Source organism: Salinimicrobium marinum, from assembly GCF_014651535.1.
Taxonomy (GTDB): Bacteria; Bacteroidota; Bacteroidia; order Flavobacteriales; family Flavobacteriaceae; genus Salinimicrobium; species Salinimicrobium marinum.
Genome location: NZ_BMXB01000005.1, coordinates 135,868 through 151,707 on the forward strand (window position 1 = coordinate 135,868; position 15,840 = coordinate 151,707).

17 protein-coding genes are annotated in these 15,840 nt (G+C 41.1%); 5 read left to right on the forward strand and 12 right to left on the reverse strand.

Going from position 1 to position 15,840, the window contains the following annotated elements:
- Nucleotides 1-431: 431 nt before the first annotated feature.
- Nucleotides 432-2,063, reverse strand: a complete 1,632-nt coding sequence (gene pckA, locus IE056_RS08955) for a phosphoenolpyruvate carboxykinase (ATP) (RefSeq protein ID WP_189604369.1) — start codon at nucleotides 2,061-2,063, stop codon at nucleotides 432-434.
- 80 nt (nucleotides 2,064-2,143) lie between these two features.
- Complete coding sequence (locus tag IE056_RS08960) at nucleotides 2,144-2,920, reverse strand: universal stress protein (protein WP_189604370.1); 777 nt, start codon at nucleotides 2,918-2,920, stop codon at nucleotides 2,144-2,146.
- A gap of 237 nt (nucleotides 2,921-3,157) precedes the next feature.
- On the opposite strand from IE056_RS08960, the gene IE056_RS08965 reads away from it, so the two are divergent.
- The gene (locus IE056_RS08965; protein ID WP_189604371.1) at nucleotides 3,158-3,532 is read left to right on the forward strand and encodes a DUF6686 family protein; all 375 of its coding nucleotides are present in this window, start codon (nucleotides 3,158-3,160) and stop codon (nucleotides 3,530-3,532) included.
- 54 nt (nucleotides 3,533-3,586) lie between these two features.
- On the opposite strand, the gene IE056_RS08970 is transcribed toward IE056_RS08965, so the two are convergent.
- Nucleotides 3,587-4,339, reverse strand: a complete 753-nt coding sequence (locus IE056_RS08970; protein ID WP_189604372.1) for a UDP-2,3-diacylglucosamine diphosphatase — start codon at nucleotides 4,337-4,339, stop codon at nucleotides 3,587-3,589.
- 131 nt (nucleotides 4,340-4,470) lie between these two features.
- On the opposite strand from IE056_RS08970, the gene IE056_RS08975 reads away from it, so the two are divergent.
- A complete protein-coding gene (locus IE056_RS08975) occupies nucleotides 4,471-5,424 on the forward strand; it encodes a ring-cleaving dioxygenase (protein WP_189604373.1) in 954 nt (317 codons plus the stop codon).
- Nucleotides 5,424-6,059 (forward strand): alpha/beta hydrolase, encoded by a 636-nt coding sequence (locus IE056_RS08980; protein WP_229793713.1) that lies wholly within the window; start codon nucleotides 5,424-5,426, stop codon nucleotides 6,057-6,059. The genes IE056_RS08975 and IE056_RS08980 overlap by 1 nt, the downstream gene beginning before the upstream one ends.
- A gap of 80 nt (nucleotides 6,060-6,139) precedes the next feature.
- On the opposite strand, the gene IE056_RS08985 is transcribed toward IE056_RS08980, so the two are convergent.
- Nucleotides 6,140-6,589, reverse strand: a complete 450-nt coding sequence (locus IE056_RS08985; protein WP_189604374.1) for a 6-pyruvoyl trahydropterin synthase family protein — start codon at nucleotides 6,587-6,589, stop codon at nucleotides 6,140-6,142.
- Nucleotides 6,590-6,831: 242 nt separating this feature from the next.
- Between IE056_RS08985 and IE056_RS08990 the strand changes: the two genes are divergently transcribed.
- On the forward strand, nucleotides 6,832-7,479 hold the full coding sequence (locus IE056_RS08990; RefSeq protein ID WP_189604375.1) for a 2OG-Fe(II) oxygenase: 648 nt from the start codon (nucleotides 6,832-6,834) through the stop codon (nucleotides 7,477-7,479).
- 1 nt (nucleotide 7,480) lies between these two features.
- On the opposite strand, the gene IE056_RS18610 is transcribed toward IE056_RS08990, so the two are convergent.
- The 6 genes from IE056_RS18610 to IE056_RS09015 form a co-directional block, all read right to left on the reverse strand.
- Nucleotides 7,481-7,609, reverse strand: a complete 129-nt coding sequence (locus tag IE056_RS18610) for a hypothetical protein (protein WP_262891446.1) — start codon at nucleotides 7,607-7,609, stop codon at nucleotides 7,481-7,483.
- Entirely contained in the window at nucleotides 7,609-7,794 is a 186-nt protein-coding gene (locus IE056_RS08995; protein ID WP_189604376.1) for a hypothetical protein, read from the reverse strand. Before IE056_RS08995 ends, IE056_RS18610 begins: the two co-directional genes overlap by 1 nt.
- A gap of 44 nt (nucleotides 7,795-7,838) precedes the next feature.
- On the reverse strand, nucleotides 7,839-8,018 hold the full coding sequence (locus IE056_RS09000) for a hypothetical protein (protein ID WP_189604377.1): 180 nt from the start codon (nucleotides 8,016-8,018) through the stop codon (nucleotides 7,839-7,841).
- Nucleotides 8,019-8,188: 170 nt separating this feature from the next.
- Nucleotides 8,189-8,374: a hypothetical protein gene (locus IE056_RS09005; RefSeq protein WP_189604378.1), complete on the reverse strand. Its 186-nt coding sequence runs from the start codon at nucleotides 8,372-8,374 to the stop codon at nucleotides 8,189-8,191.
- Nucleotides 8,375-8,378: 4 nt separating this feature from the next.
- Nucleotides 8,379-9,146 carry an enoyl-CoA hydratase/isomerase family protein gene (locus IE056_RS09010; protein WP_189604379.1) on the reverse strand — a complete coding sequence of 256 codons (768 nt, stop codon included), beginning with the start codon at nucleotides 9,144-9,146 and terminating at the stop codon, nucleotides 8,379-8,381.
- 98 nt (nucleotides 9,147-9,244) lie between these two features.
- Nucleotides 9,245-10,573: an MATE family efflux transporter gene (locus IE056_RS09015; RefSeq protein WP_189604380.1), complete on the reverse strand. Its 1,329-nt coding sequence runs from the start codon at nucleotides 10,571-10,573 to the stop codon at nucleotides 9,245-9,247.
- Between the two features lie 162 nt (nucleotides 10,574-10,735).
- Here IE056_RS09015 and IE056_RS09020 point away from each other — a divergent pair, with 162 nt between their 5' ends.
- Complete coding sequence (locus IE056_RS09020; protein ID WP_189604381.1) at nucleotides 10,736-11,638, forward strand: SMP-30/gluconolactonase/LRE family protein; 903 nt, start codon at nucleotides 10,736-10,738, stop codon at nucleotides 11,636-11,638.
- Between the two features lie 180 nt (nucleotides 11,639-11,818).
- Here IE056_RS09020 and IE056_RS09025 read toward each other — a convergent pair whose 3' ends face one another.
- Nucleotides 11,819-14,680, reverse strand: a complete 2,862-nt coding sequence (locus IE056_RS09025; protein WP_189604382.1) for a glycosyl hydrolase 115 family protein — start codon at nucleotides 14,678-14,680, stop codon at nucleotides 11,819-11,821.
- 12 nt (nucleotides 14,681-14,692) lie between these two features.
- Nucleotides 14,693-15,835, reverse strand: a complete 1,143-nt coding sequence (locus IE056_RS09030) for an endo-1,4-beta-xylanase (RefSeq protein ID WP_229793714.1) — start codon at nucleotides 15,833-15,835, stop codon at nucleotides 14,693-14,695.
- Nucleotides 15,836-15,840: the final 5 nt, after the last annotated feature.

Sequence of the window (15,840 nt, forward strand, 5' to 3'; positions counted from 1 at the left end):
TAATTTTTAGGAAAAAGGCTGTCTGTAAAGTAGTGAAACTGTCCTTCTGAAAATTTGGGAAAATCAGGAGTGAGGCAGGATCCACTTTTAGGCAGCCTTTTCGTTTCTACAGACTTCTTAAAAAATTTTGTATCCGGAAAATTCGATTTACGCCTGAAGTTTACCGTCGTACTAAAATTCCCCCTTTTTCTGTTATTCACTACTTCACATATTCCAGCGAACATCTGAATTGGAAATAAAAGGGGAATATGATCCCTTTTTCCGAGGTTCAGCACTGACGGTTTAAAAAATAATCACCGATTTACTTTACCTAATAATTATCTCCTCAAAACATAGAGACTACAACATCTGAAACTTTATAGAAAATCAAAAACCGCCTGAACCAAAGCCCAGACGGTTTTCTAGCAGCCAAACTAACTGCATCCTCAAAATTACATTTCCTGCATTTTATGATGTTCATCAATCAGTGGTCCACCCTCAATAATTGACTCTGAAGCTTCATTGGCATACTTCTCAAAGTTCAGGTGGAAAGAATGTGCCAGCTGAATGGATTTTTGAATGTACGCTCCTTTCTGAAGCCAGGTGTTAATTGGGCTGAGGATTTCAGAAGGAACTCCATGGCAGTATTTCGGCATGTTTAATCCGAAGATAGGGTGTATTTCATAATCTACTTTTTCAAGTTCTCCTTTAAGAATTTCAGAGATCATGGCCCGTGTATATTTCAGTTTGATCCTGGAACCAACTCCGTAAGGTCCGCCACTCCATCCTGTATTGATCAGCCAGACATTCACATTGGAATCTTTCATTTTTTTGCTCAACATTTCTGCATAAACTGCCGGGTGTAATGGCATGAAAGGTTCTCCAAAACAAGCTGAGAAAGAAGGTACAGGTTCTGTGATCCCTGCTTCGGTTCCTGCAACTTTTGCAGTGTACCCGGAGATGAAGTGATAAGCTGCCTGTCCCGGAGTTAATTTAGATACCGGAGGCAATACTCCAAAAGCATCACAGGTTAGGAAGAAAATATTTTTAGGATTTTCTGCGTAAGAAGGCTGCTGGATATTCTCAATGTGCTCTATTGGATAACTTACCCTTGTGTTCTGAGTAATACTACTATTAGAAAAATCAACTTCCCTGGTTCCAGGTTTGAAGACCACATTTTCAAGTAATGCTCCTGGTTTTATAGCCCTGAATATATCAGGTTCATTTTCTTCAGTAAGGTCTATTACCTTGGCGTAACATCCTCCTTCAAAGTTAAACACCACGTTTTCGGCGGTCCAGCCATGCTCATCATCCCCAATCAGTTTTCTGTCAGGATCTGCAGAAAGAGTGGTTTTTCCGGTTCCTGATAGTCCGAAGAAAATAGCAGTATCTCCATCTTCTCCCACGTTGGCAGAACAGTGCATTGGCAGTACATTTCTTTCCACCAGCAAGATAAGGTTCAAGGCAGAAAAAATCCCTTTTTTCATCTCTCCCGTATAGGCAGAACCTCCTACTAAAGCTATTTTTCTACTAAAATTCAGGATACTGAAATTCCCCTGGCGCAGTCCGTATTTTTCGGGCTCTTTTTCTTCATATCCGGGGGCACATATTACCAGCCAGTCTTCTTCAAAGTTTTCAAGCTCCTCTTCATTAAGTCTTAAAAACATGTTTTTCACGAAAAAGTTGGACCATGGATATTCCGTAATCGTACGCACATCCATGCGGTATTCGGGATGGGCACAAACATAGCCATCATGAACATAAACCTCTTTTCCAGAAAGGTATTCAGTAACCCTTTCATATAGCATATCAAAATTATCGGAAGAAAGTGGTTTATTGATTTTACCCCACCACACTTTATCTTTGGTGTATTCATCTTTTACAAGAAAACGATCCTGTGGTGATCTTCCGGTAAATTTTCCGGTATTGATGGCCAGAGTACCATTTTCGGTCTCCACTCCCATTCCTTTCTCTACTGTAATTTTTTGCAATTCCTCTCCCGGCAAATTCCAGCGCACTACATTATCCTTTAACCCATATTTTTTAAGGGTTCCGGTATTAGGATTTTTTAAAACATTTTCCATGATCTATTAATTTAAAGTTAGCACTCATTATAGTTGGCCAGGAATAACAACAGCTTTCATGGCCGGGTTTATATTTCTTTTTAATCCAGCACAAGAAGTGGAATATCACTGTGCAAGGTTAAATGTTTGGTAAGCCTGCCTTCGGAAGCCTCATCATTTTTTAAGTGAGTTTTTGGCATGATGGCCAGCATGTCTATGTCATATTTTTCAATATACTCTTTGATCCCTTGCTCAATGTCTTCGTTTTCTGCAAAGGAGTGGTGTGAGTAAAACATTTCAAGGAAGTACTGAAGGGTAGCTTCATTGCTTTCATCCTCTTCGGAATAGCCCATTTCCACGGTAGCCTGATGAACTGTAAGGACATGAACCCGGGCATTAAACCTTCTGGAAACATCCAGCAGGACATAAAGAGGAGTTCTGTCTGCAATTTTATCTTTTCCAAGGGTCAGGATGATGGTTTCAAGCCTGAAGTATTTTGCTTTTTCGGGAATAACCAGCACCGGAAGATCTGCTTCCTGAACAAATTTTGAAGTTCTTGTTGCCACATTATCCTCTCCTTCGGCACCTTTGGTCCCCATGATGATTAGGTCCACCTTCAGTTTTTTCTGAATTTCCAGGATGGATGGAATGAGTTTTCCCGATTTGATCACCGTCTCGATCTTCGGATTGAAAGGACCCTCATATTTAAAAACAACATTCTGGAATTTGCCAGAAATTTCGCTCTCCTTTAAATTCCCATCATTAATATGAAGAAGAAATAAAGTAATGCTTTCGTCATTTTTGGCAAATTTTACTGCATACTCCAGTGCATTTAAAGAAACATTTGAAAAGTCGAAGGGAATTAGGATATTTTTCATGGCGTGGCGTATTTAATTCATTAACAAGATTCTCTGCAGATTTGATCTTTTTGATGTAATAAAGATACACTCAAAGCAGACCTTAAAGAATGACATTTATCAGGTTTAAAGACAATGTTATCAACCTTTTATAGCGAAATCGATTGAAGTTTTAACAAATCTTCCAAAGGCTTAAAATCAGGAGAAATATATTTCAGTAGCTGTTATTTAGACTGGGTATAAATAAAAAGTTTATCTTTGGAAAAAAAGCTTTTCAGGATGGAAGACGTCGTTTTAATATACCATAACGAACTGGGCCTGGCTTTTCGATGGAAAAATACTGTTCCAAATGCCGATTATGAGAGAATTCAGGTGGTTTTCAGGAACATGAGTTTTTATTTGTTACAGGAGGAGATTTCTAAGTTTTCCCAGAACATAAGGTCTGCACAATTCTATAACTGCTCAGACTGCAAGGCAAATAAATCCTGTAGAAATATCCTGCTCAAAACTCCGCTTGAAAAAATGGATATTTCCCTAAACATGCAGGAGCTTTCCAAATTATCAGATCTTGTAGAAGGAACTTTATTTAAGCTCGACCTGCAGGATTATATTTGGGGTGCCGGGAGAAATTAAAAGTGCTAATTTCAGAAAAGAATTTTCAGGAATAATGCTAACCACCAGCAGGCTTTAATAAGTAACTATTCGGGTTTGTTCCCCGTCAAAAACAGCATAAGTGTAGTGGTTGATCCAGTCCCCGGTATTAATGTAAGTAGATTTTTCATTCAGCTGAATTTCCATAGGAAGATGGCGATGGCCGAAAAGAAAGTAATCGTAGTGTTTGCTTTCCAGTTTTCGGCGGCAATATTGAATTAGCCATTCCTTATCCTCTCCCAGAAACTCCATGTCTTCTTCCCCCGAAATGGCCTTATTCTTCACCGAAAAATATTGCGCCAGCGGAACTCCCAGATCCGGGTGCAGCCAACCGTACAGCCATTTCGAAAAAGGATTGGTAAATACCTTTTTCATCCTTTTATAGCCTTGATCCCCTGGACCTAGTCCGTCTCCATGCCCAATCAGGAATGTTTTTCCGTTGAATTCAAACTCTTTTGGTTTGTGATACACCGGAATATTCAGTTCTTCTTCAAAATAATCGTTCATCCATAAATCATGGTTTCCGACGAAAAAATGCACAGGAATACCGCTGTCTTTAATTTCAGCAAGTTTGCCCAGGGTACGAACAAATCCTTTTGGCACTACATGTTTGTATTCAAACCAAAAATCGAAGAGGTCACCCAAAAGGAAAATAGCCGCGGCATCTTCTTTGATCTCATCCAGCCATTTCACAAACTTCTCCTCCCGCGGCTTGCTCTCGGCAGCTGTTGGGGCTCCAAGGTGATTGTCACTGGAGAAATACACTTTTTTACCTTCCTGAATATTCATTCTTTAGATTTCTGGCGGTAAAGATAGAAGGAAAAAGTTAATTTGAGAAAATGGGCTTGTTCAGAAGGGCTCTCCCTCTCAATCTTTTGATTATTCAGGAAAAGAAGCCTATCTTTAAATAAAAGGATGCTATGGACAACCTTATTACCGGAATTCACCATATAACAGCGCTTGCTGGGGAACCTCAACGCAACCTTAATTTCTATACAGGGATTCTGGGCCTGCGAATGGTGAAGAAAACTGTTAATTTTGATGCGCCGGAAGTTTATCATTTTTACTACGGAAACAAAACCGGAGCCCCGGGTTCCATCCTCACATTTTTCCCTTATGAAGGAATCCGAAGAGGACGCCACGGAAAAGGAATGCTGAATGTTACTACTTTCTCTGTGCCCTCGGCTTCCATCGAATACTGGAAAAACCGACTGAAGAAATTTAACATTAACCATAAACCTGTACAGGAACGCTTTGATAGTGAAGCCTTCATATACTTTGAAGATCCCGATGGCCTTGGTCTTGAACTGGTATTTAATGACCTGGACAAACGCCCCGGCTTTACGTATGGGCCTATTCCTTTAGAACATTCCATAAAAGGCTTCTACAGCGCCGAAATTGCCCAGGAAGGTTATGAACGCACTGCGGGATTGCTTACGGAAGTGATGGATCATCAACTTATTGCAGAAAAAGGAAACCGCTTCAGGTTTGCAGCCGACAATACTCCCGGAAATTATATTGACATTGTCTGCTCCCCCGATGCCCTTCGCGGACTTGGTGGCGGCGGAACGGTACATCACATAGCATTCAATACCGCCAATGCAGAAAACCAGTCGCAGATAAGGAAGAAGATTTATGAACGCGGATTAAATCCGACTCCCGTTCTAGACCGGCAATATTTTGAATCGATCTACTTTAGGGAACCCGGCGGAGTGTTGTTTGAAGTCGCCACTGCCGAACCCGGATTTGCCATAGATGAGGCCCCGGAGCGCTTGGGAGAAGAGTTAAAACTTCCGCCACAGTATCAATCCAGGAGGGAAGAAATAGAGAAAGCAGTCAAACCTGTACATTTAAACACCGAAAATTTTAAGTAATGGAAATGCACCAAAAAGAGCTGGTAACGGCAGGAACACCTATAGAACAAGCAGAAAAAGCACTCATCATGATACACGGCCGGGGAGGAACGGCAGAAGATATTCTTGCTGTTGCAGATCATTTTAATGTAGATGGTTTTGCCCTTGTTGCGCCAAAGGCTTATAACAACAGCTGGTATCCGCTGTCATTTATGGCCCCCGAAGACCAGAATCAGCCGTGGCTCTCCTCTGCCCTGGAACTTCTGAAACATACTGAAGCCGAACTTAATAAACAGGGAATAGCTTCAGAAAACATATACTTTTTCGGATTTTCCCAGGGGGCCTGTCTCACCCTCGAATACATCACCCGAAATGCCAAAAGATACGGCGGAGCAGTTGCAATCATCGGCGGACTTATTGGAGAGAATATCAACACCGGCGACTACATCACAGATTTTGAGCAGACTCCCGTATTTATCGGCACAAGCGATCCAGATACCCATGTTCCTCTTGAAAGAGTACAGAGAACTGCGGAAATCCTGAAGAACAAAAATGCGGAGGTATTACTCGAAGTATTTGAAAATGTCGGTCACACCATCCTTCAGCAGGAAATCACTATTGCCAATAATTTTGTTTTCAGAAGGGAAAAGGTTTAAAAAGACTTTTTCAAGGTAATCCTGAATCTTATAAAAGATTTAAAACTAAAATCTACTCCCCCTTCGGCGGTTAGGGAATTTTAATTATCTGAAGCGTACCACTCGGCATAGGAAGTCTCCGTCTCCTGGAGTTTCAGAGAATGTAGGTGCAAGTGATCGGGAAGGCGAACCTTGATCTTTTCAGCAAAATCCTGAATCATATTTTCGCTGGTAGGCTGGTAATCAACCAGAATCACATCATGTCCCCTGGATTGCAGTTCCTGCGCAAGTTCAATGTGAGGGGTATTTTTATTGAAAACAGTTGCATGATCGAAAACGTCTACTATCTCCTGCTTCACCATTTTCTTCAGGTCTCCAAAATCGATCACCATGCCCAGCTTTACATCCTTCTCATCTGAAACCGGCTCGCCAAGAACAGTAACCCAAAGTTTATAACTGTGGCCATGCACATTCTTGCATTTTCCGTCATACCCGTAGAGAGCATGCCCCGTTTCAAATGAAAACTGTTTGGTGATCCTGACTTTTGACATGATATTCAATTTAGATTTGCAAAGGTATTAAATAAGCGGGCAAATTCTACTTTCTTAATCTCACCTGTTTAAGCTAAAAAACCCAATCTTCAGTCTATTTCAAAGCCACCGGGTAGAAAGCAAAAGGATTACTGCCTTTATAAGGTTATCTAAAAAATTATAATTATTTTACAGAGGCGAACAAAATATTAAAAATCGAATTTGGAAATAATGTAAATTCGCTCAATTTTAAATCCAGGAGAATGTTGGAAAATGAGTTGTATGAGCAGGTAGATTTTGTTGAAAATCCGCTGTATGAAAAGGTGATTTCAAATTTGCTGGAGCAACAATATTCTGTTGTGGAAGATTTCTTTGATCCTACAGAAGTTGAAATGCTGCGGAATTCCCTCTTAGAAAAATACGAAGAAGATAATTTCAAGAAAGCGGCTATTGGGAACCGTATCAATGAAGTGATCGAAAAGACCATTCGCGGAGATTTTATTTTATGGCTGAATGAGGCTACTGCAGGAGAAGCAGAAAAAACCTTTTTCAGGAAGATCAACAACTTCGTGGACTACCTCAACAAAACCTGTTTCCTGGGGATCCTCTACAAAGAATTCCACTACGCCCTATATCCCGAAGGCACTTTTTACAAGCGTCACCTCGACACTTTCCAGAACGACGACCGGCGAAAACTTTCTATGGTATGTTACCTGAACGATCAGGACTGGAAACCAGAGTATGGCGGGGAACTGGTGATTTACACCAACGAAAATGGAGTTGAATTGCCAAAAACGATTTATCCATTTCCGGGGAGAGTGGTGATTTTTGAAAGTCAGATATTAGAACATGAGGTAAAGCCGGTGAAAACCGAGCGTCTCAGCATTACCGGATGGCTTAAAACCCGATAAATTATTTCCTGAACTTCTTGTACAAAACAACTGCAACAAGAGCAATGGCCAGCAAAAGCCAGAATCCGTAGCCACTTAAAAAAGTGAGGATCTCAAAGGTTTCGTCATTAACGGGGACATCCTGTTGCATTAGTTTTTATATCTTTTCTCATTTCTTTTTCTCCAGCTATGTCTTGCATATAAAAATATCCCAAGAATGATAAGAATTCCCAGCAGGTAAGGCCAATTTCCTTCAATAAATTCCCAGAAGGTAAATCCCCACTCCTGTTCGGGGGTTGCCTGTTTGTCTTTTGGTAAATGTTCCTGTACAGCCATAGTTTATTTTTAAGAAAGATACCGAAAAATCAATTGCCAAAAAATTAAATACCAGCCGATCTTTTTCTTCTTTGCCCGAAGAAAAAAACTGAAATGATAAGCAACGCAGCAAAGATTATTATTTCCAGGAAATGAGTCCCTATGAACAAACCTGCCTTAATTCCCAGTTCCTGGATGCTTCCGATTTCTTCTTCCGCTGAAACCTGTGTTAAAAATATTTTCATCGTAATATATAAGTTAGTGAGGAGTTGCTCGCAGAAATAAATTAATCACTAATATTCCATACGATGCTCTTCCTTTGCCAGCATAAAAATTGTTGATATCTGCCTTGAAACAGGTTTCGACTCCGCTTAACCTGACAGACTCGTTTTTATGCCTTGAATTCTCAGGAGAATTAAATATCCCTGGACCTGTTTCTTCGATATTTTACAATAAAATAAATTGTAGCCGCAACCACGAGTAAGAAAGCAATTAATAGTTCCCAGAAATAATTCGCTCCTACATATCCCACACCGTAGCCTAATTTATAGGCAAAACTTTCAGACACATCTTCAGATGCTTGTAGTAAAAATAACTTCATTTTTCTATTTTTTAAATTTAGTCAATGCATTTTTCGTGAATTCTGAAAGGACAAGCTCCCCCGAGATAGCAGCCTGTTCGGGTAAAAATTTATCCCAGTCTTCAGTTCCTTTCCAGAGTGCTTTCTTCATTTCATAAAGAGCTTCAGGATTATAAGAGGCTAATCTTTCAGAAAATATTTCTACCTCTTTATCCAGGTCTTTGATATCTTCAAAAACACGTGCGTATAATCCTTTTTCTTTCGCCCAATAGGCATTTTTCCATTCGTGAGCGGCCAGAGTGAGTTCTGCCAGTGCGCCCACTCCCATTTTTCGTTCTACAGCGGGTGCGATTACAAAAGGACCAATTCCTATGCTTAATTCAGATAATTTAATAGCTGCCTGTTCTGTTGCGAGGCAATAATCACAGGCCGCAGTCAGACCCACACCGCCTCCCACAGTTTTTCCGTGGATCCTCCCAACGATCAGTTTTTTACACGTACGCATTGCATTGATCACATTTGCAAATCCGGAGAAAAAGAGTTTTCCCTGCTGCATATTTGTAATTTCCAGCAACTCATCAAAAGAAGCCCCTGCACAAAAAGCACGATCTCCTTCAGATTTTAGAATGATAAGGTTTACTTCATCATTATCTGATAACTTCTGAAATTCCTTTTCCAGCCTTTGAAGCAGTTCCAAAGGAAAGGAATTGCTGGCAGGATGCCCGAATTCTACTGTGGCTATTTTATTTACAATACTGGTATATAAGCTTCCGTTTTCGCGGGTGGTGGTCATAATTTGATTAGTTTTCTACCAAAGTAGAAAAAATAAGCCTGAATATGGTATCCAGAAATGGTAAAAAATAGAATATTTTATACTTTTTCAAGAGCGTATTAAACCTCCTTCTGAAGATATTTCCTTCGGAATTTGATCACGAGCGCACTACTTCTAATCAGCATCCACACGAAAAAAGCAGCCCAGATTGCGTGTAGTTTCCAGCCGAAGTAATCTCCTATCAGCAGCACCGGAACAAAGCCCAAAAAGGTAGCACCCAACAGTAAATTCCGAAGATATTTTGCTTCTCCCAGACCTTTAAAAATTCCGTCGAACATAAAAGCGATGGCATTAACTGGCTGCATTACCAAGACAATCCAAAAAACGGAAGAAAACAGCACCAGCACAGAGGCTTCTTTGTTAAACAGCAACCCAATTTCATTATAAAACAAGGCACAAATTCCCGCCAGAATCAGGGCAATCCAAACAGCATATTTTGAGATCTTTTTACTGAGCTCCCAAAGGTTTTTATAGTCCCGGGCGCCCAATAGCCTTCCCCCAATTGCGTTTCCGGCGTTGGCGTAGCCATCAATAAAGAAAGAAAAGAAAAGCCAGATATTCATCAGGATACTTTGTGCGGCAATGTAGTTTTTCCCATAATCTGTAGCGTATGCATTTGCCAGGTAAATGGCAAAGTTTAGAGCCGTAGTCCGCACAATTAAGTTGGCTGCCATAAGTAACAGGCCTTTCATCTGCGGATTGATATTGAAGCTTAATTTTAAGTGAAAAGGGGTCTTTTTAAAGAAGTACCAAAGCGCCATCACGAGCATGGTTCCCTGCGCCACCAGACTTGCATAAGCGGCTCCTTCGAGGTGCATAGCCGGGATATAACCCTCAATTCCAAAAACCAACAAATAATCCAGCGCCACATTCACAACTGCGCCGGTTATACTACATTTCATAGCCCATAGCGTATTCTGTAGCCCGCGGAAAACTCCGAAAATAGCGAAAGTGACCAGGGTCAATGGGTAGCCAAGTGCCCTTATCCGGTAATAATTTTCGGAATAATTGAGGATCAAACCCTCGGCATTATAAGCAGTGAAAATGGCTTCTGCAAAAAAAGCAGTAATAAAATAAATTACCAGGCTCAATAGAAGGTTGAAATAGATCACCTGTGGCACCAGTGTTTTCACGGCATGAAGCCTATTGGCGCCGAGGTGCTGGGAAACAAATGCGGAAATCGCCGTTTTTGTCTGCGCCATGATCCAGATAATTGCAGATAAAAACGAACCAACAATCCCCGCTGCGGCAAGCGCTTCTACAGAATTCTCCTCCACATTTCCAATCACCGCAATATCTGTAAGAGAGATGAGCGGCTCTGCGATTCCGGCAATGATGGCGGGAACGGCAATTTTATTGATGTTTCTAAAGCTTACGGAAGAATCCAAATCTATGATTTTGCAGCCGCAAAGATAAAATCCTTCGGCTTAATAACTATTTTAGAAGGGGATCTTTGTTGCTGAAACCTCAAGGGTTCATCCTGAACCCTCATAACTGTGAGGTCTGTCCCGGGAGTTTTCCGTATCTTTTATTTCTGAAAAATTTTAAATATGAAAATCTGTACTACATCCAGACTTCTTTTTATTTCCACGTTAATATTCACCATAAGCTGTAAATCGCAGGAATCCTTAATCGTTGCAGACGGTGCAGAAATGAAATTGGTTTCCGATGGATTTGAATTTACCGAGGGCCCTGCGGCCGATTATGAAGGTAATGTGTATTTTACAGATCAGCCGAATAACCGCATTCTCAAATGGTCTGTGGAAGATAACAAAGTCTCCGTCTTTATGGAAGATATAGGCCGGGCCAACGGACTTTATTTTGACCTAAATGGAAATCTCTTTGCCTGTGCCGATGAGAAATCTGAATTATGGAAGATCGATCAAAACAAAAATGTCACTGTGTTGGTCGACGAATTCCGGGGAAAGAAATTAAACGGACCTAACGATCTTTGGATCGATGCAAAAGGAGGAATTTATATTACGGACCCTTACTACGAAAGACCGTACCGGAATTATGACGGGCAGCCAATGGAAGAGCAGCGGGTATATTATTTGTCTCCGGACAGTAAGGAATTAACTGTTGCCACAGAAGATCTTGTAAAGCCAAACGGCACCATTGGTACGCCCGATGGTAAGAAGCTGTATATAGCAGATATTGAAGCTGACAAAACCTGGTCTTTTGACATTGCTGAAAATGGAAGCCTTTCGAATAAAACGCTCTTTACAAAAATGGGATCTGACGGTATGACCATCGATAATCGGGGTAACCTCTATCTTACCGGCAATGGTGTCACTGTTTTTAATAAGAAAGGAGAGAAGATCCTCCATCTTCCAGTGGAAAAAAACTGGACAGCAAATGTCACTTTCGGTGGAAAAAATAATCAGATATTATTTATTACTGCTATGGATGCGGTTTTTAGTCTGGAGATGAAGGTTAAGGGGGTACGTTAGGGAAAAAGTCATCTTAACCCTTTTTAAAGGGCTATCTGAAAAGCATCTTAGTTCGTCATACTGATTTATTTCAGAATCATTTAAATCTGGTTTTCATTATTATTAGAACCTGAAATAAATTCAGGTGGACGTAAAATAAGCTTCTAGACAGCCTCCTTTAAAGTAGGTCTCCAGATGATATTATTTCACCTTCGCGCTTTCCGGTGGGCCTAAATAAGAATCTTTATCCTCTCCAGTTTTTATCACAATCTTTTGCAAGGCAACTCCAGATTCTATTGCCCATATTTTCAACGTGTGATTCCCCGGCTCAATGCTTATTGTTGTACGTACTTTTGTAACGTTATTTGCTACGGAAGTATTCCAGTTATCTTCAGTTTTTTCGTGCATATTGATTACTTCCGGCTCCTTATTATCTATTGAAAATGCGAATTCCAATCCACCCTGATTCCTGAAATCAAGCGTTGGTGATAAATAAAATTCCACGTCTGCCTCACCCGAACTAAAGCTATGAAAATTATAAGCGAGATACGGACTATTTTCTGAAAGTTCCTGCTGAGTGGGTTCATTTGGAAATGAAGTCATGGCAGATCCTGTTCTTCCAAGGTTTGGCACCAATTCCCAGCCGCTTTCGTTCTCCTTATTGTTTTTAGAATAATTTGCGGCTTCCATAGAAATAAATCCGCTATTTTCAACAAAGCCTTTGATATTCTCATTTTCAGGATTATTGACAGGTACTTCAACAGTTATTCTTTTGCCTGTTCCATTAATCCTGAAGGAACCACGAGTCTGCCCCTTAGGGGCTTTTTCCCAGTTCACACTGACTAAAAGCCTTTTTTGATCTTCAACAGTGCCTTTTTCCTCAGAAACTTCTATCCAATCTTCTTTTTTCTGAATTTTAAAGTCAAAGGATTTTCGACCTGTATTGAAAACCTCTACATAGAACTCATGATCATTGAACGGATCAAATGTGGGTAAAGTGGTAGTCGCACCACTTCTTGTATATACATTTTTGGATCCCTGAGCTCCTACGCCCATTTCCGCTTTTTCAGGAACTTTGATTTTCCCAATCTCAGGCATATTGTTTTGATCTGGTTGTTGCCAGTAGGTATAGCCAATGTGTGTTTGAGACATCATGTGATTCCATTTACCATCGGCAAGTTCAGTGTGATACTGCTCTGTTAGCTCAGCATCTTTTTGAAAGAGTTCCTCAGTTTTGTCGGCATATTTATTGGCTGCAGCCCTGCCCTGTTCTGCATATAAATTATTTTTTGCAGCAGAAACATAAAGTTCATTCAGGTTTACCGATGCTTTTACGGGAAATAATACTAGCTGATAATAAGCATCTTTATATTCTTCGGAAATCTGTTCATAGATCGCTTCCGCTCTTTTCTCAAGGTCACGATATTCTTTTACGATCCTCTCAGCTTCATTGAAATTTATAAGGCTGTAAGTTTCCGGACTTATCAATTCCGGTTTTCTACGGCTGTTGTATTTTGAGTAGGTAAGAAGTAGATCTGCAATCTCTTCGGAATATTCTTCGGGCAGCTGTCTGGCAGCCCAATTTTCGGTATATTTCCAAAGATCTCCGGCCCCTATTTTTTCGGGATCCCAGGCATAGTCCAAAAAGAAACTGGTTGGGAATTCCATCGGTTTGATATCACCCACGTTCACGATCCAAAGTTCGTCTGCTCCGAATTTATATGCGAGGTTCATTTGTTCCCAAACCCGCGAGATTTGGGTGGTATTGATCCATTTGTAATTTCTCGGACCACCAACATAATCAAAATGATAATAGATCCCGTAGCCGCCTTCCCTTGGTTCTTCTTTAGGGTTTGGGAGTTTACGGATATTTCCCCAGTTGTCATCTGCCAACAGCAGCGTAACATCATCGGGTACCCGCATTCCCTGATCGTAGTAATCCTGTACTTCTTTATAAAGTGCCCAAACCTGTGGAGTTTCTTCTGCCGGTTTTCCGGTAACTTCAGCAATGATCTGCCGCTGGTCTTCCACAATGCGTTCCAAAAGTTCAATTGCGGTACCTTCGGCCATTGGTTCATCACCGTCCCCACGCATACCAACTGTAACCACACTTTCATAATCTCCCATTCGTTGAATTCCGCCTCTCCAGAATTCCCGAAGGTTCTCGGGATTGGTATTATAATTCCAGCCTCCTTCACCAAAGCGCCTCCACTCGTCGTGCGCCCGCATTAAAGGTTCGTGATGAGAAGTTCCAATTACGACTCCATATTCGTCTGCCAAAACAGGATTTTTGGGATCATCATCATAAAAAGCCCTTCCCCACATCGCCGGCCACAGGTAATTGCCCTGCATACGCAAAATAAGTTCAAAAACATGCTCATAGAATCCACTGGTGAATCCGCCGAAATTCTCTGTTACCCAGCCTGCAAGTGCAGGGGCTTCATCATTAATGAAGATGCCACGGTACTTTACTTTTGGAGTGCCTTTAGAATGTGTTCCCGGCTGCACATAAAGTACATCTGATTGTTTAGCCGGAACATCTGCCCAGTAATACCAGGGAGAAACTCCGATTTCTTCCGATACATCATACATCCCGAAGATTGTCCCTCGTTTGTCACTTCCAACGATCACCAGCGCCTGTTCTACCCCCTCAAAAGGATCTTTCACCACCTTAATAGCAAAGGTTTCCCACTTTCCTTGAATTTTAGTAACATCAATTTTTTTGTTCTGAACAAGTTGATCGATGAGGCGGCTCTTGCCCAGTGTTCCCACAATAACTGGTGTCCCGGAAGAAACTTCGGAATTTCTGAGGAGTTCCGGAAGATTTCCTGTCACCCTTTTAATATCCTTCTGAAGATCTTCAGCTACCCGGTGTACGCCTTTGAAATCGTTTTCATCGATGTGTATTGCTGCACTTCCAGCTTCAGAAACCAACGGGAAATATTCGTTTTCTTCAGAAGTAGCTATATAGGATTCCTGCGCAAAAACAGTATTCAAGTTCATTCCCAGAAAAAACAGGAAAAACAGAAAGCTGACTTTAGTAATATTGGAGGTGATCTTCATACTGCGGTTTTTTTATTCTTTTTCTTCTGCAAAATCTATAACCTGAAAATAGGCCTTTTTACGCTGCATATCTTCGCCAAACAAAAGCGGATAGTTCTTACGGCCTTCTACCGGATAATAATCCAGCCAGGAATATTGATCTGATAAGTTCCAGAAAGTCACGCTCGTCAAAACATCCTTGTAATCCCTAAAAACTCTAAAGAACATATCGTAGGTTTCCAGTTGTTTTTGTTCCAGCTCGGACGTAAATTCATCCACATCCCCGGGTCTGCGCTCCCGCTGTTCTTTCTCCCAGGGATAAAGGGAAACATCCAGTTCGGTGATCTGCACTTCCAGGCCTAAGGAAGAATACATATCCAGAGCCTCACGAAGTTCTTCTTCTGAAGGACCATAAATGGACCAGTGCCCCTGAATTCCCACTCCGTCAATTGGCACATCACGATCTACCAGCATCTTTAAAAGCTTGTAGATCCTGTCCCTCTTTTCAGGAATGATCGCATTATAATCGTTGTAGTAAAGTTTCGCATCAGGATCGGCTGCATGGGCATATTCGAAGGCTTTTATAATGAAATCCTCTCCTGTAATATCATACCATTCAGATTTTCGTAGGAACTGTGTGCTGTCATCAGCAATGGCTTCGTTCACCACATCCCATGCGTAGATGGTGCCTTTATAGCGACCGACTACAGAATCAATGTGAGTTTTCATCCTGCTTAGTAACTCTTCCTTATTCACTTTCCCGCCATCTTCAGCGTCAAAGATCCAGCCCCCGTGTTGTTGATGCCAAACCAGGGCATGTCCCCGCATCATGAGATCATTCTCACGGGCAAATTCAGCAATAGCATCGGCTTCTTCCCAGTTAAACCGGTCTTTCTCAGGATGAATAGGCCCCATCTTCATCACATTTTCAGGAGTGATGCTGTTGAACTCTTTTAAAAGAAGTTCAGCAGATTCTCCTTTTATAGTATTTGGTGCGACCGCAACTCCCATGGAAAAATAATCTGAATAATAATCCTTGAGCCCTTTTTCCTGCTCTTGTTCTTCAGTCGTTAAAGCTGGTTGTTCCGCTTTACCCGATTCATTTTTACAAGCAGTCAAGAGGGAAAAAGACAGCATCAAAAGAGCCGATTTCTTTAGAATATTTAAATGAGCCATAAATT